At 60.6% G+C, this 18,801-nt stretch carries 12 protein-coding genes; 3 read left to right on the plus strand and 9 right to left on the minus strand.

The genetic code is table 11. The features are described 5' to 3' along the window. Positions 1-2,583: a molybdopterin-dependent oxidoreductase gene (locus tag MSL71_RS20735; RefSeq protein ID WP_218951095.1), complete on the minus strand. Its 2,583-nt coding sequence runs from the start codon at positions 2,581-2,583 to the stop codon at positions 1-3. A gap of 322 nt (positions 2,584-2,905) precedes the next feature. After that, positions 2,906-5,944 carry a ligand-binding sensor domain-containing diguanylate cyclase gene (locus MSL71_RS20740; protein ID WP_180144208.1) on the minus strand — a complete coding sequence of 1,013 codons (3,039 nt, stop codon included), beginning with the start codon at positions 5,942-5,944 and terminating at the stop codon, positions 2,906-2,908. Positions 5,945-6,448: 504 nt separating this feature from the next. Here MSL71_RS20740 and MSL71_RS20745 point away from each other — a divergent pair. Both MSL71_RS20745 and MSL71_RS20750 read left to right on the plus strand, forming a co-directional pair. Beyond that, positions 6,449-7,081: a nitrite/sulfite reductase domain-containing protein gene (locus MSL71_RS20745; protein WP_180144211.1), complete on the plus strand. Its 633-nt coding sequence runs from the start codon at positions 6,449-6,451 to the stop codon at positions 7,079-7,081. 123 nt (positions 7,082-7,204) lie between these two features. Next, positions 7,205-7,849: an NAD(P)H-binding protein gene (locus tag MSL71_RS20750; RefSeq protein WP_180144214.1), complete on the plus strand. Its 645-nt coding sequence runs from the start codon at positions 7,205-7,207 to the stop codon at positions 7,847-7,849. A 436-nt stretch (positions 7,850-8,285) separates the two neighbouring features. Here the strand turns inward: MSL71_RS20750 and trpA are convergent, their stop codons facing one another. The 7 genes from trpA to MSL71_RS20785 form a co-directional block, all read right to left on the minus strand. Then, complete coding sequence (trpA, locus tag MSL71_RS20755; RefSeq protein WP_180144217.1) at positions 8,286-9,080, minus strand: tryptophan synthase subunit alpha; 795 nt, start codon at positions 9,078-9,080, stop codon at positions 8,286-8,288. Continuing rightward, the gene (gene trpB / locus MSL71_RS20760; protein ID WP_180144220.1) at positions 9,080-10,285 is read right to left on the minus strand and encodes a tryptophan synthase subunit beta; all 1,206 of its coding nucleotides are present in this window, start codon (positions 10,283-10,285) and stop codon (positions 9,080-9,082) included. The genes trpA and trpB overlap by 1 nt, the downstream gene beginning before the upstream one ends. Beyond that, positions 10,260-10,940, minus strand: coding sequence for a phosphoribosylanthranilate isomerase (locus MSL71_RS20765; RefSeq protein ID WP_180144223.1), 681 nt, complete (start codon positions 10,938-10,940; stop codon positions 10,260-10,262). Before MSL71_RS20765 ends, trpB begins: the two co-directional genes overlap by 26 nt. Positions 10,941-11,225: 285 nt before the next feature. Continuing rightward, positions 11,226-12,017, minus strand: a complete 792-nt coding sequence (trpC, locus tag MSL71_RS20770) for an indole-3-glycerol phosphate synthase TrpC (protein ID WP_180144226.1) — start codon at positions 12,015-12,017, stop codon at positions 11,226-11,228. Between the two features lie 200 nt (positions 12,018-12,217). After that, complete coding sequence (trpD, locus tag MSL71_RS20775) at positions 12,218-13,234, minus strand: anthranilate phosphoribosyltransferase (protein ID WP_180144228.1); 1,017 nt, start codon at positions 13,232-13,234, stop codon at positions 12,218-12,220. Between the two features lie 109 nt (positions 13,235-13,343). Next, positions 13,344-13,913 carry an anthranilate synthase component II gene (locus MSL71_RS20780; protein WP_180144230.1) on the minus strand — a complete coding sequence of 190 codons (570 nt, stop codon included), beginning with the start codon at positions 13,911-13,913 and terminating at the stop codon, positions 13,344-13,346. Between the two features lie 58 nt (positions 13,914-13,971). After that, positions 13,972-15,450, minus strand: a complete 1,479-nt coding sequence (locus MSL71_RS20785; RefSeq protein ID WP_180144233.1) for an anthranilate synthase component I family protein — start codon at positions 15,448-15,450, stop codon at positions 13,972-13,974. 883 nt (positions 15,451-16,333) lie between these two features. Here MSL71_RS20785 and MSL71_RS20790 point away from each other — a divergent pair. After that, on the plus strand, positions 16,334-18,793 hold the full coding sequence (locus MSL71_RS20790) for a glycogen/starch/alpha-glucan phosphorylase (protein WP_246317843.1): 2,460 nt from the start codon (positions 16,334-16,336) through the stop codon (positions 18,791-18,793). The last annotated feature ends 8 nt before the right edge of the window (positions 18,794-18,801 follow it).

Genomic DNA, 18,801 nt, shown 5'->3' on the forward strand with positions numbered 1-18,801 from the left:
TTATCCCTCCTCTATGCGTTCGATTTTCACGCGGGTGCCGGCATGCCGGACCGTGCTGCCGCTCAACCGGTCGTATTCGGCCGGGATCAGGTCGTTGTTGTTACCGCCCCTGGGGGTTTTCCCGAAAACGCCGGCGGCCACCCGACCGTAGGCCCAGTGGCCCTGGCCGAAGCATTTGGCGACGGTGCCGGGCCGGATCCCTTCCCACAGCTTGGCCGTGCATTCGATGGCGCCGGTGGGGGAGGTGATGCGAATGGTGTCTCCTGATTTTACCCCGATTTTTTGGGCATCTGCAGGGTTGATCTTGGCCACGTCCTGCCAGGGCTCATCACCGGGGTCCAGGTCCTTGAAATCGTAATACCAGGAGCAGTTGGCCGATCGGCCCTCCCGGTTCAGCCGCGATTTGTGGTCCACGAACACAAAGGGGTAGGTGTCGGCGTCTCCGATGGTGAAGGGGTCTTCGTGGTGGGGGATAAAGGCAAGTTCCCCTTGCGCTTCGTAGTTGCAGGCCGTCAGAACCTCATCGACGGTGGTCTTGTGCTTTTTTGCGTGCTTTTCAAGGGCCTTTTTCAGGGTGACGCTGTAAAACTCGAACTTTCCCGTGGCGGTTTTCATTTTCCCCCAGCGCTTGCGGTAGGGGTAGGGATCGGAATTCCAGACCCCGGTCTTGAGAAAGTCCTCCCAGCCGTTGAACCTGTCTCCGCCCTTGTATTGGGCCGGGTCCCACAGGGACTGGGTGGCGTATTTCAGGGCGTAGAGGGAAAACTCGTCGGCGGTGGTGGGCTCTTTGCCGGTTTCCGGGTCCCGGTACTCTTTGTAGTGACGCAAGAGGTTGTCGAACCCCCGTTGGGAGAGCTTTTCCGCCAGGAGCCAGGGCACCTCGGTTTCATCGGTTTTGTAGTCGCCGATGCGTTTGATCACAGGCTGCATCAAGGTGACATGCCGGTATCCGTTGGCAATGGATTTCACGTATCCGTACTTTTCAAAGAGGTGATGGGTGTTGGGCAGGAGAATGTCTGAAAACCAGGAAAATTCCGAGGCGTGGGTGGTGAGGTGGGCCACGAAGGGGATCTTGGCCAGGGCCCGTTCCCAGCGGTCGGGCTGGGTGCAGGAGAAGGTGAAGTTGTTCATGTAGCCCACGGCGACCTTGATCTCATAGGGATCCTCGTTGAGGATTCCGTCCGCCGCGTTGTTGGTGAGGACGGCTGAGCCGGGTTTGCCCGATTTCAGGGCGGGAAACGTCAAACGGCCCCTTTGGTCGATTTTTTCGTGTTTTTTCCCTTTCTTGGCGATGTCGTCCATGAAGGCGTCGGGTTTCGGGAATTTTCGGGTGTACTCCTTGTTGCTGACCAGGGTGCCCCCCTCGTTGTCGCAGGCTCCCACCAGTCCGTTCAAGGCGTGACAGGCCATGCTGCCGTATCCGCCCCGGACCTGCATGGAGGGCCCGCCCCCCACCCAGGAGATGGCCCTGGGGGCCGCCTTGCCGAAATCCTCGGCCACCCGGAGGATCTGCGCCTCGGGCAGGCCTGTTTTTTCGGCTGCCCACGCCGGGGTGCGGTCTTTGACTTCGAGGTTCCACCAGGCGACCACCCCGTGGGTGAATCTTTCGTCAAAGGTCGATTCATCCACGGTCTGCCCCGGAACGAACCGGTTGGTGCCATCTTTGAAATCCCCCACAAACTCCCTGGACCAGAGTCCTCTGGCGAGGATGACGTGGGCGATGGCCAGGGCCAGGGCGCTGTCCTGCCCCGGCACGATGGGCAGCCACTCATCCGCCTTGCCCGCCGTTGCCGAAAGCCGGGGCTCCACCACCGCCACCCGGGCCCGGTCCACCACATCTCCCCACACGCTGGAGTAAAAGGGTACCTGGCGGTTGGCGGCCAGGGGGTCGGCCCCCCAGATGAGGACATACCGGGCTTTTGTGACATCGTACTGCCGGTAGCTCCAGTACCCTTCCGTGTAGTAGGACCCGAATTTTTCCGCCTCGGCGCAGATGGCGCTGTGGGAGATGTTGTTGGGCGAGCCGATGATTTTGGTCATGCGGTCGTAGAGGATATCCCGCATGTAGGTGTAGCGGCCGCGCATGAGCATGTATTTGTGCGTTTCACCTGCATCGCGAAGCTCCATGATCTTGTCGGCCAGGGTGTCAAGGGCCTCGTCCCAGGAGATGGGGACAAAGCCGGGGTCTTCGTGACGCCCTTTTTTGGGGTTGGTGCGCTTCATGGGGGTTTTGATGCGATCCGGGTCATAGACCTGCTGCAGCGCCATATGGGCCCGGACACAGCTGGCCCCCACGCAGACCTTGGAGTGGGGGTTTCCCCTGATTTTTACCGCGCGGTCGCCCACCACATAGACTTGCTTGGCGCACCAGGAGGTGCATCCCTGGCAGGTGCCGGCATGCCAGGTGCCTTTCTCCTTCTGGGGCGTGTCCTGAGCCTCTGCAAGGGCCGTCAGTTCCGGTTTCAGCCCCATGCCGGTTGCCAGCAGGGTGCCTCCGGCAGCGGATGCCTTGAGGAAACGCCTTCTTGACATGCTGAGGTCTGACATCAGTTTGGTGATCATGGCGTGTTTCTGAGTGTTCATGGCTACCTCCGCCACATGGCGTTAGATCGGATATGTCATGAGTCTTTTTGGGGATACACTGAAACATGGCGCGTGGCCGGATGCTCCGAATCAAAGGGGGGCCAAAGGGTGCAGGGATGACGGATAACGTGAGATTCGGTGGATGGATCAGATTTGGTGTGCGTTGAACGGGAGCAGGGTCGATCCCTTGCGCGGGAGGGCGGTGTCTGTGAATATGTTCATATTAGCATGGAATTGTGTCGCGTATCCATGCCCGGTTGCTTATTGACGGGGGGACGGGCATGAATTCACCCGTCCCCTTGGGAGGCCGAGGGCACCGTCTTTATCCTGACTTTGCAAAGATCACCCGGTTTCGTCCCATGTGCTTGCCCTTGCAGAGGGCTGCGTCGGCCCTGCTGACATTGTGTTCAAAGGTCTCCGAGGCAGGGCAGTCCGTGACCCCCATGGTCATGGTGACGGTGAGGTAGGTGCCTTTCCAGTCGAACAGGGAGGAGGCGATGCGGTTGCGGAGCCGCTCCGCCATGGTCTCTGCGTCTTCTCCTGTGGTGTCCGGGAGCAGGAGGATGAACTGCTGGCCGGTCCAGCGACCCAGGATGTCGTGGGCCCTGAGGTTGGACTCCAGAAGCCTGCTGACCCGTTGAAGGATATAATCTCCGCAGTCGTGGCCGCAGGTGTCGTTGATTCCCTTGAAGCGATCCAGATCGGCCAGTACCAGGGCATAGGGGCCTTGGTTCCGCCGGGCCCGGGGTGGGAATTCCATGGTTTGCTTTTCAACGCCACGCCGGTTCAGCAGGCCTGTAAGGGGATCGGTAAGGGAGAGCCGCTCATTTCGGCGGGCCAGGGTTTCAAGTTCACGCGTCCTTTGGGCCACGAGCTGCGTCAGCTTCCGGGTGTGCTTTCGGGCGGCGGTGAGCCGCAGGCCGATGAAACCGGCCAGGACCAGGCAGATCGCCGCGCGAAAGGAGGTCCGCTGCCAGAACGGTGGGGTGATTCGTACCTCCAGGCCGCCATGGTCACGGTTCCAGGTGCCGTGGCTCCCCGAGGCCATGACCTGGAGGTGATAGGTGCCGGGGGGCAGGTGGGAGTAGCGTGCCGAGGGGGTGTTGCCTGCCTCCACCCAGGAGGTGTCGTATCCTGTGAGTTTGTATTTGTACCGGTTCTCCGAGGGGCTGTTGAAGTCGTGGAGGGCAAAGGAGAAGGTGAGGTTGTTTTCCCGGTGCGTCAGGGTGATTCCTTGGGTTTCGTCCAGGGAGGCCCCCAGGTTGATGCGGTTGCCTTCAGGGCTTCCCGGGTGGACCGGGGTGCCGTTGAGCACAAGCCCGGTGAGGTGAATGGAGCCCGTGGGGTGGCTCATGGGGATTTCGCCCGGCGCAAAGAGAAGGCAGCCGTTTTCTCCTCCGAAGATCAGGTTGCCGTCCGGGGACCGGTGGGCCGCTCCCTGCACGAACCGCAGGGGCATGGGAAAGCGGGAGATGGCCCCGGTTTTGATGTCCAGGGCGGAGAGACCCTTTTCCGTGGCCACCCAAAGGCGCCTTCTGCCGTCGAAGAGGATACTTTTTATGATGTCCCCGGAGAGCCCGTCTTCCTTGAAGTAGGACCGGACGGTTTCGGTCTCGGGGTTGAGGCGGTTAAGCCCCTTGTAGGTTCCGACCCAGATCGCTCCGTTGGGGGTTGTGGCAAGGCAGGTAACGATGTTGTTGGACAGGCTCTCTGCCGCTCCTTTGCGGTGGTGAAACTGGGTGACCCGGTTTCCGTCCTGATCGATGCGGTTCAGTCCCATATCGGTGCCCACCCACAAGGTGTTTCCGTTGGCTTCCACAAGGGCATGGACGGTGTTGCTGCTGAGGCCTTGCTGAGAGACCGGGCCCTTGCTGAATTGTTTGACGTCACCGGTTTTCAGGTCATGGCGGAACAGGCCGCGGTTGCGGGTACCCGCCCAGACGACGCCGGGGGTCTCTGTGCTCAGGGCCGTGATGATGCGGGTGTCCTGTGCCGGTGGGTTGTCGCCCCGGGGGATGTACGCTCCGGTAAGGCGGTCCCTGAGGAGGAGACCGGCGCCCCATGTTCCGACCCAGAGTGAACCGTCCGGAGCAGGGGAGAGGGCGTTGATGTCCAGGCTTCCCGGTCCCAGGGGAGGGGGGGCGTTTTTTGCTGCCTCGTAACGTCCTTGTCCCGGGGTGGATTTTTTGAGGCCGGAGTACCAGCTCCCCGTCCAGAGGGTTCCGTCGCTGTCGGTGGCCACGGCATGGACGGAGTTGGGGATGTCGTTCCCGGAGTACCCGGGCAGGAAGAGCTGCATCCGATACAGGGTTTTGCTCAGTGCGTTGACACCGCCTCCGCGGGTCCCGATCCAGATGACGCCGGAACGGTCTTCAAGGATCCACCGGATGTCATTGTGGGAGAGGGACCCGTCAAGGTACGGCACGTTCTGGTGCAGGGTGGATCTGCCGGTTTCAAGGTCCAGGATGAGGAGACCGTGGTTCTGGGTGCCTACCCACAGGGTGCGGCCGTCGTCGTAGAGGGTGTTGATGGTGCCGCCGGCCTCCGGGGGAAGGGCGTCCATGCCGGGGAAGGGCACGCAACGGCCCTGGTCCGGATCAAAGAGGCGAAATCCCTTGGGGGTGCCCACCCAGAGGGCGGAGCCCCCGGCCGGGTAGAGGGTGCGGATCTGGTCGTGGGGAAGGGACGCGAGGTCCTTGGGGTCGTGCCGAAAGGCGGTGAAGGTTTTACGGGCCCGGTTGAAACGGTTCAGGCCCCGGCCGGTGCCCACCCAGAGGGTGCGGTCCCGGGCTTCGGCAAGGGACCAGATGCGGTTGTGGCTGATGGCACCGGGCCCGTTGTCCGTCGTAAACCGGGTAAAGTCGCCAGTCTCTTTGTCGAAGCGGTTGAGGCCCGAGCTGAAGCTACCGGCCCAGATCACCCCGTGGGAATCTTCGTAGTGGATCTGGATCCGGTCTTCACTGAGGCTCCGGGGATCGGACGGGTCGTGCCGGAACACCTTTGCCTCACCCGTGTCCGGGTCGATGCGGTTGAGCCCGCCTCCCCAGGTGCGAACCCAGACCGCACCCTCCCGGTCTTCGATAACACCTCCGGCGTCGTTGTGGGAGAGGCTCTTGGGGTTGCTCAGGTCGTTTTGAAAGGCCCTCATGGTGACGCCGTCGTATCGGGCCACCCCGTTACGGGTACCGAACCACATGGCGCCGTCGCGGTCCTGCATGATCTGGAAGACGGTGTTGTCCGGGAGGCAGTCGGTTTCATCGATGTGGCGAAAGAGAAGGGTGGGTGTGCCTCCGTATGCCGGAGCCAGGGCTGCCAGGCAAAAAAGGAGTCCCAGGCAGATGACCCGAAGGGGCGGGCGCATGGTGAAATATCCAGATAAATGAAACAAAAAAAAGTCTCCGTGGGGGTGCTCCCGGATGAACCGGAGCAGCCGCCTTGGCCTTCGGCTGCATGGTGGCAGGCCTTAAAAAACGGTCACTGTCAAACCTGCCTCCGGCAGAGGCGGCTTTTTACAGACTTGATCATAGAGGGCAGCTTTTTCGTTGAACCGTGACAAAACGAACCACCCGTGGACCCTGTGTGATGTCCCACGGTTCATATCGGTTTTCCAGGGAAGAACTTGAATTGAGGGGGGTGAAAATTGAGGAATGAGAGATCTTTTTTTCTGAGAATTGGTTCGAGGGGTTTGTCTTGCCTGGTGTAACGCTTGGGGAACGAAAGTTTGGGTGAACGTTATGATAACAATTTTAGATGTATACACGGTGCGTGGGACGTAGTAAAACCCGTGGTTCAGGTGCTGCCGGGCGCTTTGTCTATCCGGTGGCGTGATATCCATCCACCATAAAAATCAGGACCAGTGAAGAGCATGAGTGATTCAAAAATTGGCGTTGTCGTACCGGGGTCTCCCCTGGGGATGACCACCCCGGACCGTTTGGAAGAGATCGCAGCTGTTGCGAAAAAATACCATGTGGAAACCATCAAGATCACAGCCGCCCAGAGGCTGAAGCTCTACGGTGTGGATAAAGAGGATGCTCCGGCCCTTATGGCGGAACTTGGGGGTGCCATGCCCAAGCCCGTGGGTGTGAAGACCGGACCCCATACCCTTCAGTCCTGCCCGGGGCGGCGAAGCTGTAAATACGCCTGTCAGGACTCCCTGGGACTTTCGGAAAAACTGGGCAAAGCCTTGGCAGACCGCGTTTTTCCAGGCAAGGTAAAGGTCGGGGTCTCCGGTTGTGCCTTCAACTGCAGTGAGGGCTATCTCCGGGATGTGGGTATTTTCGGGAAGAAATCCGGATGGACCCTGGTCTTCGGCGGCAACGCCGGTGGGCGGCCCCGTATCGGTGATGTCATTGCCGAGGGGCTCACCGACGACGAGGTGATCGCATGGACCCTCAAAGCCCTTGATTACTATACCGAGAACGCACGAAAGATGGAGCGCTCCGCCCGTCTTGTGACCCGCAAGGGTGTGGACGAGCTAAAGGCTTTTCTGGAGGCGTAGCCTGAAAAAAATGTACGTAAAACCTGTTTGTCAAACTTTTTAAACGTTTGGCCCCCGGCAGGGCCGCCGGAGGCTTTTTTGAGCTTTGTGTTGTCCCTTAACCAAAACGAACAAGGAGGGCGTATGCAGGTGATGATGGCTGGGGCCACGGGCCTTGTGGGTGGTGCGTTTTTTAAGCGGGCCGTTGCCGATGCGGACATTGGCCAGATTGTGTTGCTGGGTCGGCGGGCTGCTTCCGAGCTTGAGTCCCATGACAAGGTGACCTCCCTTGTGGCGGATTTTAACGCCCTGGACTCCCTGGCCCCACCCTGCCGGGTGGACGTCATGGTCTGCGCCCTGGGGACCACCCTGAAAAAGGCGGGGAGCAAAGAGCGGCTTTTTGAGGTGGACTGCCTCTACACCGAAGCTGCCGCTGCCTATGGCCTTCGGTGCGGCGCCCGGACCCTGGTGGTGATCTCCAGCGTGGGGGCCTCTGCCACTGCCTCTTCCCACTATCTCCGCACCAAAGGGGAGATGGAAAAGCGGGTGACGGCCTTGGGGTATGCCGCCTGCCATATCCTGCGCCCCTCCCTTCTCATGGGGGATCGCGGGGAGACCCGGTTCGGGGAATCCCTGGCCGCCCGGCTGCTCTTCCCGGTTTCGTTTCTGCTTCCCGCCGCCTACCGTCCCGTCCATGCCGATACCCTTGCCGAAAAGATCCATGCGGTGATTAAAGAGCCGGGGGAGGGGGTGAGGGTGTATGGGGGGAAGGCGTTGGTGGGTAAATAGTGAATAGTGAATGGTGAATGGTTGGTAGTGAATGGTTAGTAGTGAATAGGGAACAACAGGTGTCGGGGGTGCACCATGAGGCGGCGCAAGTCCGTGTAAATCATATTGCACTTTTTCCTGAGGGACGACGTGCAATGGCAATATGGTTTTTATCGTTTTCGGGTTTCGACTTGCCGGTGTGAAGCAAAGCGGCATAATGGATAAAAATCATCGGGTGAAACGATCTCAATGGTGGAGGCAGAGCCTCCGTGTCTCATTCCCAGGCAGAGCCTGGGAACGAGAGATTCCCTGATACGGTTTATTGTTCGATACCTTCCGTATTCATCACGGGCGAAGCCCGTCAGCAAATGGGACGTCCCTGAGGAACGAAGGGACGGAGCATTTGCGAACCTGGGGTGCAGGGGATTTATCCCCTGCCCGCCGGAGGCCTGTTTTTTTATCTGGTCCGGGCTTTGTAGGCCCGGGTCTGGTCGCCGATGAGGGTGGGGAGTTTCGGGTTGTCCAGGTTGGTTTCGATGAGGCGTTCAAAGGCGCTGCCGATGACCACGCCGTCGGCAAAGCTGGCGATGGCGCCCACGTCGTCCGGTGTGGAGATGCCGAAACCCACGCACACGGGCACGGGGCTCAGGGCCTTTACCCTGGTGTAGAGGGCTTCCACGGCGTTGGCGTCGAGGCCGCCGCTGCCGGTGACCCCCACCATGGAGATGAGGTAGAGAAAGCCCGAGGCGGCGCCTGCCACCATGGGGGCGCGCTGGCCGTCCGTGGTGGGGGCCATGAGGCGAATAAGGCTCATGGACTCTGCTTCCAGGGCGCGGTTCAGCTCATCCGACTCTTCGGGGGGCATGTCCACCACAAGGACCCCGTCGGCACCGGCCTTGGCCGCGTTTCGGGCAAAGGCTTCGTAGCCGAAGGCCAGAAGGGGGTTGGTGTAGGAGAAGAGAATCACGGGGATATCCGTAAAGCCCCGGATGGCCTGAACCAGCTCCAGGATGCGCCTAACCGTTGCCCCGTTTTTCAGGGCGCGCTCCGACGAGCGCTGGATCACCGGGCCGTCGGCTGTGGGGTCGGAAAAGGGGATCCCCAGCTCCAGGACATCTAAGCCTGCATCGCACATCTCCTTGATCAGGGCCAGGGAGGTGTCGTAGTCCGGGTCGCAGGCCGTGACAAATCCCACCAGGGCCTTTTCGCCCTTTTCTTTGAGTGTTTCAAATCGATCGTCAATCCGTTTCATTACATCCCCTCCCGTTTTGCATCGTAGTCGGCCACACTGGCCATGTCTTTGTCCCCTCTGCCGGAGAGGTTGATGACAATCACCTTGTCCTTGCCCATCTCCCCTGCTTTTCGGATGCCCATGGCCAGGGCATGGGAACTCTCCAGGGCCGGGATGATCCCTTCGAGTTTGCACATGGTTTTAAAGGCGTGTATCGCCTCTTCGTCCGTGGCCGAGTCGTAGGTGACCCGCCCGGTCTCCTTAAACAGGGCGTGCTCCGGGCCCACCCCCGGGTAGTCCAGCCCGGCGGAGACGGAGTGGGCTTCCAGGACCTGTCCGTCGTCGTTCTGGAGCACGTAGCTCTTGGATCCGTGGAGAACCCCCACGGTGCCCTTGCTCAGGGTGGCCGCGTGCTTGTCGGTGTCGATGCCTTCCCCTGCGGCTTCCACGCCGAGGAGGGCCACCTCGGGGTCGTCCACAAAGGGGTGAAAGATACCCATGGCGTTGGAGCCTCCCCCGATGCAGGCCACGATGAGGTCGGGCAGGCGGCCCTCGGCCTCTCGGATCTGGCTTTTGGCCTCCAGACCGATGATCCGCTGGAAGTCCCGGACCATGCTGGGGTAGGGGTGGGGCCCGGCCACGGAGCCGATGACGTAAAAGGTGTCTTCCACGGTCGAGGACCAGTGGCGCATGGCCTCGTTCATGGCGTCTTTCAGGGTCCCCGACCCCGAGGAGACCGAGACCACCTCGGCCCCCAGAAGCTCCATGCGGCGGACGTTGGGTGCCTGGCGACGGATGTCCTCTTCCCCCATGAAGACCGTGCAGTCCATGCCGAAAAGGGCCGCGGTGGTGGCCGTGGCCACGCCGTGCTGGCCTGCGCCGGTTTCGGCGATGAGCCGTTTTTTGCCCATCCACTTGGCCAGAAGGGCCTGGCCCACGGTGTTGTTGATCTTGTGGGCGCCGGTGTGGGCCAGGTCTTCCCGTTTTAAATAGATACGGGCGCCGCCCGCGTGCTTGGTGAGGCGCCGTGCAAAAAAGAGGGGCGTGGGGCGGCCCACGTAGGTTACAAGGAGGCTGTCCAGCTCTTTTTGGAAAGCTGCGTCGGTTTTGATCTTTTCGTAACCCTCCCGCAGCTCCAAAAGGGCGCTCATGAGGGTCTCACCGGCGTACATGCCGCCGAAGGGGCCGAAGTGGCCCAGGTTATTGGGGGGATTTTGCTTCGTCATGTCTAAAAGGCTCCTTTATGGGACCGGGAACCTGGCATTGGCCCACGATCCGTATGAATTTTTGTATTTTATCAAAGGATTTTTTTCCGGGTTCCGTCTCTACGCCGGAGCTCACATCCACCCCGTCGGGCCGGAAGCGCCGGATGATATCGGCCACGCTGTCAGGGCCCAGGCCCCCGGCAATGACCAGGGGGCTGCACCGGGGAAGGGGCGGGGTCTCGTCCCCCCAGGCTATGGCGTTTCCCCCGGGCAGGACCCCCTTGCCCCACTCCACCAGGGCCGTGGCCGACGGGTACGCCGAAGCGCGTTCCATGAGCGGCGGGGCGGTGACGTAAAAGGCCTTGAGCACGGTAAGCCCCTGGCCATGGAGGGCTTCGGCCAGCTCCGGCGGCTCGTTTCCGTGGAGCTGCACCGCGGAAAGCCCGGCCGTCTCGGAAACGGCCATGACGGCCTCAAAGGATGCGTTCACAAAAACCCCCACCGAGGCCACCTCAGGCGGCAACTCCCGGGTGATCTCCCGGGCCTGCAGGGGGCTCACGTTGCGCGGGCTCTTGGGAAAAAAGACCAGGCCCACGGCATGGGCCCCGGCTTCTGCGCAAAAGGCCGCCTCGGAAGGGGAGAGCAGGCCGCAGATTTTGATGCGAGGGGTGTGCATGATGTTTTCCATGTTGTTCAAATATCGTGATAAAAATTACTCGTAACTATTCAGTTGCCTCCGGCGGGTCGCTTTTTGAAAAAAGCTCCGCAAAAACTTTCCGGTTGTCTCGTCATTCGTAAGACCTGTTTGTCAAACCTGTTTTTTATAAATCAGGCAAACGTTTGGTCCCGGCAGGGCCGTCGGAGGCACCTTTCCTTTTTCGGGGTGATCACATTCACAAAGGCCTTGACACAGGGGATATCCCTTCATTTTGTACACCATTCACCATTCACCATTCACCATTCACCATTCACCATTCACGTTGCACCACGACCGGAGCAACCCGACGGAGTCTTCGGCCCTTACAAGGCTTTCCCCCACCAGAAAGGAGGAGATGCCGGTGTTCAGATGGCGCCGGATGTCCTCGGTCTCTTTGATGCCCGAGGCCGCCACCACCGTGGTGCCCGAAGGCAGGTGGCCGCTCAGTCGCCCGGCCCGGGTGGTGTCCGTCTCAAAGCTTTTCAGGTTGCGGTTATTGATGCCCACCAGGGGCGGGGCAAAGGGGGCCACTTTCTCGATGTCGGCCTCGTCAAAGACCTCCACCAGGGCTTCCAGGCGAAGCTCCGAGGCCAGGGCCATGAAATCACCCAGCTGCGAGTGAGAAAGGATCCGGGCGATGAGGAGCACGGCGTCGGCCCCTGCTGCCCCGGTTTCGTAAAGCTGGTACGGGTCCACAATGAACTCCTTGCGCAACACCGGAAGAGCAACGGCCTGCCGGGCCGCCCTGAGGTCATTGAGGCTGCCTTTGAAAAATGTCTCTTCGGTGAGCACGCTCAGGGCAGCGGCCCCTCCCTGCTCATACCGCCGGGCCGTTTGGGCCGCGTCCAGGTCGAGGTCAATGTCTCCCTTGGAGGGCGAGGCCCGTTTGACCTCGGCAATGACCGCCACGGTTTTTTCCTCCAGTGCCCTTCGAAAAGGCCTCACCACCCGGGGCGCTTCAGCGGCACGCCGCATGTCCGCCATGGAAACCCTTGTCTTGCTCTGTGCCACCACGCCCTTCACATGGGTGACGATGGTCTCTAAAAATCCGCTCATGTTATTTAACCCTCTTTGCCTCCGGCGGCTCTGCCGGGGGCTAAACTTTTAAAAAGTTTAACAAATAGGTCTTAAATGCTCTTGGTGAATCAATTTCGGTTGAAAGGCGGATGTGATTTGACCCGAGGAACGAGGGGCAAAGAGCATCCGCATCCTGCTTTCAAGGTGGCACACCTTGCAGCCGGAGGGTTTTTGCGTGCTTATGCGTTTTCGGTGGTATAGCGCGCCAGGCCTTCCAGCTTGGCCATGGCGTTGCCGGAGTCGATGGCCTCTTCGGAGAGGAAGATGCCGTCCCTGAGGGTGTCGGCTTTGTCGGCTGCCATGAGGGCGGCTCCGGCGTTGATGAGGACGACGTTGCGTCTGTGGCCCCGTTCGTCGCCGGAGAGGATGTCCCGGGCGATGCGGGCGTTCTCTTCCGGGCTGCCCCCTTTGAGGGCGTCCGGGGGGGCCAGTTCCCCGAAGTAGTCCGTGGGGTCGATGTCCGTGGTACGGATGAGTTCGTTGTTGAGTTCAGTGACCCGGGTGGGGGCGCAGACGCTGATTTCATCTAAGCCGTCGTGGCCGTGGACCACCAGGGCCCTGCGGGTGCCCAGGAGGCGCAGGGCTTCGGCGAACATCTCGGTGAGGTGGGGGGCGTAGACCCCCAGGAGCTGGCGGGAGGCCCCGGCCGGGTTGGTCAAGGGGCCCACCATGTTGAAGATGCTTCGAAGGCCCGTCTCTTTGCGGGCGGCGGCTGCGTGGCGCATGGCTCCGTGGAAGGTGGGGGCAAAGAGAAAGCCGATGCCCACCTCGGCGATGGCTTCTTCCACCACGTCCGGGGAGACGCTTAAGTCCACCCCCAGGGCTTCCAGCACATCGGCGCTGCCGCAGGTGCTGGAGACGCTTCGGTTTCCGTGCTTGGCCACGGTGACGCCGCCTGCTGCCACCACAAAGGCGGTGATGGTGGAGATATTAAAGGTGGACAGGCCGTCCCCGCCGGTGCCGCAGGTATCGAAACAGGCGCCGCCCGCGTGGATGCGCGTGGCGTTTTTGCGCATGGCCCGGGCGGCCCCGGCCAGCTCTTCAAAGGTCTCTCCCTTGGCGGCGAGTCCGGCCATGAGGGCGCCGATCTGGGCGTCGGTGGCCCGCCCTGCAAGGATCTCTTCCATGGCGTCGGCCATGGTGTTTTCGTAAAGATTCTCCCCTGCCACGATTTTTTTCAGGATGTCGCTGAACATTTTTTCCCCTTATGAGTTGTCTCATTCCCTGTGGGCCGCGCCCGTGAAATGTAATTGGTATTTTTTTGTCAACCGCTTCAAACCATGCGCCATGGACGGTGGGGGGATATCAGCCGGTGCGCTTGATAAAATTACGGAGCAGCCGTTTCCCCGTGGTGGTCATGATGGATTCCGGGTGGAACTGGATCCCTTCGGTGGGGTGGGTCCGGTGCCTCAGCCCCATGATCTCGCCGTCGGCGGTCCTGGCCGTGACCACAAGCTCTTCGGGCAGGCTTGACTCTTCCACGGCCAGGGAGTGGTAGCGCATGGCCTTCATGGGGGAGGCGATACCGGAGAAGATGCCCTCGCCATCGGTTTCCACCTCCGAGACCTTGCCGTGCATCACGGCCTTGGCGCGGATGATGGTGCCCCCGAAGGCCTCGGCGATGCTCTGGTGGCCGAGGCAGACCCCCAGGATGGGCACCTGGCCGGAAAAGGTGCGGATGGCGTCCATAGAGACCCCGGCGGACGCGGGCCGTCCCGGCCCCGGGGAGATGACGATGCCGGAAGGGGAGAGGTCTTTGATCCCTTCCACGGTGACGGCGTTGTTGCGGTACACCGTCACGTCGGCGCCCCCCATCTCCAGGTACTGGACGAGGTTGTAGGTAAACGAATCAAAATTATCGATCATCAGAATCATGGTGTGTCACCTGTGCTTTAAAAACGTTACGGGCGTTTTGGTGCCCATGGGTGAAGCGTTAACTCCGGGTGGCCAGCATCAGGGCTTTTTCGATGGCCATGGCTTTGTTGACGGTCTCCTGCCGTTCGGTCTCCGGGTCGGAGTCGGCCACGATACCGGCCCCGGCGCGGACGGTGAGGGTCTCCCCTTCGATGACGGCGGTACGGATGGTGATGGCCAGGTCCATGTTGCCGCTGAAGGAGATGTAGCCCACGGCGCCGCCGTAGGGTCCCCTCGGGGACTCTTCCAGTTCGGCGATGATCTCCATGGCCCGTACCTTGGGGGCGCCCGAGAGGGTGCCTGCCGGGAAGGTGGCTTTCACCAGGTCGAAGGCGTCGAGGCCCGGCTTGAGGTCGCAGGAGATGTTGGAGACCAGGTGCATGACGTGGGAGTAGCGCTCCACCACCATGAGGTCAGTGACCTGCACGGTGCCGGTGGTGGCCACGCGGCCCAGGTCGTTGCGGCCCAGGTCCACCAGCATGAGGTGTTCGGCCCGCTCTTTTTCGTCTTTTAACAGGTCGTCTGCCAGCCGTCGGTCTTCCTGCTGGCTGGCGCCCCGGGGCCGGGTTCCGGCGATGGGACGGACCGTGGCCGTACCCCGCTCCAGGCGCACCATCACCTCCGGGGAGGAGCCCACCAGGCAGGTGTCGCCCAGGTTCATGAAGTAGAGGTAGGGCGAGGGGTTGATGTAGCGCTGAGCCCGGTAGAGTTCTACGGGACAGGGGGGCGCCTGGCAGGTAAAGGGCTGGGAGATGACGGCCTGGATGATTTCACCTTCGAAGATCGCTTCCCGGGCCTTGGCCACCCTGGCCCGGTACGCCTCGTGGGAGATGACCGGTGCGGGGGAGAGGGGCACGTCGGGTTTCTTGCCCGGGGTCTTGCCGTTGCCGTGCTCCACCTTGTCCATGAGGGCGTCCAGGCGCTTTGTTCCGTTTTCGTAGAGGGCCGCAGAGTCCGGGAAGTCCTCTGTGAAGCAGAGCACCATGGCCACCATGGTGTTGCGGATGTTGTCGAAAAGGATCATCTCGTCTGCCAGGATGAAGTGGGCCAGGGGTTTCTCCTTGGGGTGATCGTGGGGGATGTTTTCAAAGAACGAGACCATCTCGTAGGTCATGAACCCGGTGAGTCCGCCCTGGAAGCGGGGAAGCTCCGGGAGTTCCGCGGCATTGCATCCGGCCATGATGTCCCGGAGGACCTCAAGGGGCTTGCCGTGGTGGGCGACCCTGGCCACGGTCTCTCCGGCTGTTGTCTCCACGTCATCGAGAAAGACCCGCACCTCCATGCGCGCCGACACACCCAGGAAGCTGAACCGTCCCCAGCGCTCTCCGCCCTCCACGCTCTCCAGCAGGAAGAGGGGGGCGTCCGGGGTGTAGAACCGCGTGAGAAGGGAGACCGGCGTCTCCTGGTCGGCCAGGATCTCCCGGCACAGGGGGATGACATCGGCTTGCTCGGCTAAGGCGATGAAGGCGTCGCGTGAAGGGAATTCTGAGAGAAACATGGTGTTTTCCTTAAGCAGGTGTTTGCTTGCAATTGATCATTGAGAGACGTGCGGCCCTCGGGTCTGGATATAAAAAAAGGGCCGGTAACGTCGTTGCGTTCGGCCCTTAAAATAAAAAAGGACCGTGAGGTGTGCTCACGGTCCCTGTCGGATTCTATTGAAATTCAGTGTTCAGCAAGGCAAGGGGTGCGTGGGCAGACCGTTGATACGGGTGCGCCACCACCAGAAGAAGGGTGCGGCAAGGGTGAGGGTTCGGTTGCTGAGTGCCATGCTGACGAGGTTCCTTAGATAAAAGGGTGTTTTTTACGTTTAAAAAGCCGACCCTTCGGGGGGGCTTTTTTTTCCATGCATTTATTAAGCATCGTTGCGGCTGTTATACACGGCAGGGAATTTGGTGTCAAGGAATGTTTCTGCGTACAGAAACGTTTTTCCCGCAGAGGGAAAGCCTTGTGTTGAAATAAAAAGGAAATTTTGAGATAATCTGACAACTTGTAGAACCGACTTCCAGCGCAACGGCGCAATCCACCCGTACAGGGCTTTCCTCGACAGCCCGGCTCCCTTGCCCCTCATCGTCAGGGGGATTATGTCGGACCGGCATGCGTCATGTCCAGAAAGCCAATCCAGATGATGTGACATACCCAGGCAGCCCACCTTTGGCTGCGGTCGATTTTTCCCGAAAATCCGTTTGTCTTATTTTGAGCCAGTTACGCTTTTATTCCTGCGTACCCTGCCGGGTGATGCGATACCACGGAACCCGCATGTTTTCGTCCGGCTTGCAACGAGTCGCTTCGGCACGGGGTTTGTGCCGAAGGAACCAGGTCGTTAACCCATATTCCCTATGGCAGGGGTGCGTTCCCCTGGCCGTACCCCATGGACAGATACGATGAAACTTTTTGACGGCATGCGTCTCATGAACACCCAGGAAGCGCTTCAGGCGTCGGTGATCCATCACCTGAGGTACACCCTGGGCCGGGATTGGAAAAAAGCCTCCGTTCGGGACCTTTACTGGGCGGTCTCCCTGTCGGTGCGGGATCGGCTGTTCGAGCGGCTTTTTGAAACGGAAAAGCGTTACAGCCAGGGGCGGGTCAAGCGGGTGTACTATCTTTCCATGGAGTTTCTCATGGGCCGGGCCCTGGGCAACAACCTCTGCAACCTGAAGCTCTACGACACCTTCAAATCTGCCCTGGAAGAGATGGGGGTGGATTTGGATGAGGTTCAGGAGTGCACCACGGACGCGGCCCTGGGCAACGGAGGGCTGGGGCGACTGGCTGCCTGTTTTCTCGATTCCATGGCCACCCTGGGCATTCCCGGCTACGGATACGGAATCAACTACGAGTTCGGGCATTTCAGGCAGCAGTTCTGCAACGGGTACCAGCGGGAGGCGTCGGACAACTGGTTAAAACGGGGCAATCCCTGGCAGATTTCGCGCCCGGAAGAGGCGTGCCTGGTACCGTTTTTCGGACGCATCGACCATACCCGCGACAAAAAGGGGGACTACAACCCCATGTGGCGGGACTGGGAGATGGTGGTGGGGGTGCCCTTTGATATGCCCATCGTGGGATACGGCGGGGAGACGGTGAACACCCTGCGCCTTTTTTCCGCCAAGTCGTCGGAGGAGTTCGACGTGGAGATCTTCAATGACGGGGATTACCACGAGGCGGTGAAAAACAAGATCTCCTCGGAGAACATCTCCAAGGTGCTCTATCCCTCGGATTATTTCCACGCAGGGCGGCTCCTGCGCCTGGTGCAGGAGTATTTCTTCGTGGCCTGTTCGATCCGCGACATCTCCCAGACGTTTTTGCGCAACTACGATAACCTTGATTTGTTCCCGGAAAAGGTTGCCATCCAGCTCAACGATACCCATCCGGCCCTGGCCATTGCCGAGTTCATGCGGTTCCTCGTGGACGAAAAGGCGTTGCCCTGGGAGCGGGCCTGGTCCATCACGGAGCGGACCTTCGGGTATACCAACCACACCCTGCTGCCCGAGGCCCTGGAAAAGTGGCCGGTGAGCCTCATGGAGTTCGTGGTGCCCCGTCATCTTCAGGTCATTTACGAAATCAACCGACGTTTTCTGGAGGAGATTACCCTGAGGTGGCCCGGGGACGAGAACCTGGTGCGAAACGTCTCCCTCATCGAAGAGGGAGAGGAGAAGCAGGTGCGCATGTCCCACCTGGCCATGGTGGGGAGCCACTCGGTGAACGGGGTGGCCGCCCTGCACACCGAGCTGCTCAAGAACCACCTGTTGCCGGATTTTTACAGGCTCTGGCCGGAAAAATTCAACAACAAGACCAACGGGGTGACTCCGAGGCGCTGGCTGCTCAAGGCCAACCCCGGCCTTGCCTCCCTGATCACCGAGACCATCGGCGACGGATGGATCCGGGACCTGCACAAGCTTCAGGCCCTGGAAGCCTGGGCCGAGGATGCCGGGTTCCTGGATCGGCTCATGCAGGTGAAGCGGGCGAACAAAGAGAAACTGGCCGCCCTTATCTGGAGCGACACCACCATAAGGGTGGATCCGGACTCGTTGTTCGATGTCCATGCCAAGCGGATCCATGAGTACAAGCGGCAGCTTTTGAAGGCCCTTCACATTGTCCACCAGTACCTGATGATCACCGAGGACGATAAATGCCCTGAGGTGCCCCGCACCTTTGTGTTCGCGGGAAAGGCGGCCCCGGGGTACCAGGTGGCCAAGCAGATCATCAAGCTGATCAACAGCATCGCCTCGGTGGTGAACGCCCACCCCAAAGCCCGCAGGTTTTTACGGGTGGCCTTTGTGCCTGATTACCGGGTGAGCGTGGCGGAAACGATTATCCCCGGGGCTGATCTGAGCGAGCAGATTTCCACGGCAGGCACCGAGGCATCGGGAACGGGGAACATGAAGTTTGCCATGAACGGGGCGCTTACCGTGGGCACCTGCGACGGGGCCAACATCGAGATCATGAACGAGGTGGGCCGGGACAACATCTTCATCTTCGGCCACGATGTGGCAGGGATCCGTTCCCTTCGCGAGGGAAGGGAGTACAACCCCTGGGACATCTACGAAAACGATCCGGCTGTCAAGCGGATCCTCGACGCCTTCACCGGGAATCTTTTCTGCCCCAAGGACCCCGGCCTGTTTACCTGGATTTTTGAGCACCTGCTCTACGGTCGGGACATGTATTATCACCTGGCCGATCTCTCGTCTTACCTGTTGATCCAGCAGGAGGTGGACCGCTGCTTTCTCGATACGCGAAAGTGGGCCGGGCTTGTGGTGAAGAATATCGCCCACACCGGAACCTTTTCAAGCGATCGCACCATCCTGGAGTACGCCCGGGACATCTGGGGGGTGAGCCCTGCCCAGTAACCTGATGT

Source organism: Desulfoluna butyratoxydans (assembly GCF_900699765.1).
GTDB lineage: Bacteria > Desulfobacterota > Desulfobacteria > Desulfobacterales > Desulfolunaceae > Desulfoluna > Desulfoluna butyratoxydans.

Bases quoted from the DNA above. Each gene is read 5' to 3' on its own strand.
- MSL71_RS20735 (WP_218951095.1), bottom strand. From the start codon at position 2,583: ATGAACACTCAGAAACACGCCATGATCACCAAACTGATGTCAGACCTC.
- MSL71_RS20740 (WP_180144208.1), bottom strand. From the start codon at position 5,944: ATGCGCCCGCCCCTTCGGGTCATCTGCCTGGGACTCCTTTTTTGCCTG.
- MSL71_RS20745 (WP_180144211.1), top strand. From the start codon at position 6,449: ATGAGTGATTCAAAAATTGGCGTTGTCGTACCGGGGTCTCCCCTGGGG.
- MSL71_RS20750 (WP_180144214.1), top strand. From the start codon at position 7,205: ATGCAGGTGATGATGGCTGGGGCCACGGGCCTTGTGGGTGGTGCGTTT.
- trpA (WP_180144217.1), bottom strand. From the start codon at position 9,080: ATGAAACGGATTGACGATCGATTTGAAACACTCAAAGAAAAGGGCGAA.
- trpB (WP_180144220.1), bottom strand. From the start codon at position 10,285: ATGACGAAGCAAAATCCCCCCAATAACCTGGGCCACTTCGGCCCCTTC.
- MSL71_RS20765 (WP_180144223.1), bottom strand. From the start codon at position 10,940: ATGCACACCCCTCGCATCAAAATCTGCGGCCTGCTCTCCCCTTCCGAG.
- trpC (WP_180144226.1), bottom strand. From the start codon at position 12,017: ATGAGCGGATTTTTAGAGACCATCGTCACCCATGTGAAGGGCGTGGTG.
- trpD (WP_180144228.1), bottom strand. From the start codon at position 13,234: ATGTTCAGCGACATCCTGAAAAAAATCGTGGCAGGGGAGAATCTTTAC.
- MSL71_RS20780 (WP_180144230.1), bottom strand. From the start codon at position 13,913: ATGATTCTGATGATCGATAATTTTGATTCGTTTACCTACAACCTCGTC.
- MSL71_RS20785 (WP_180144233.1), bottom strand. From the start codon at position 15,450: ATGTTTCTCTCAGAATTCCCTTCACGCGACGCCTTCATCGCCTTAGCC.
- MSL71_RS20790 (WP_246317843.1), top strand. From the start codon at position 16,334: ATGAAACTTTTTGACGGCATGCGTCTCATGAACACCCAGGAAGCGCTT.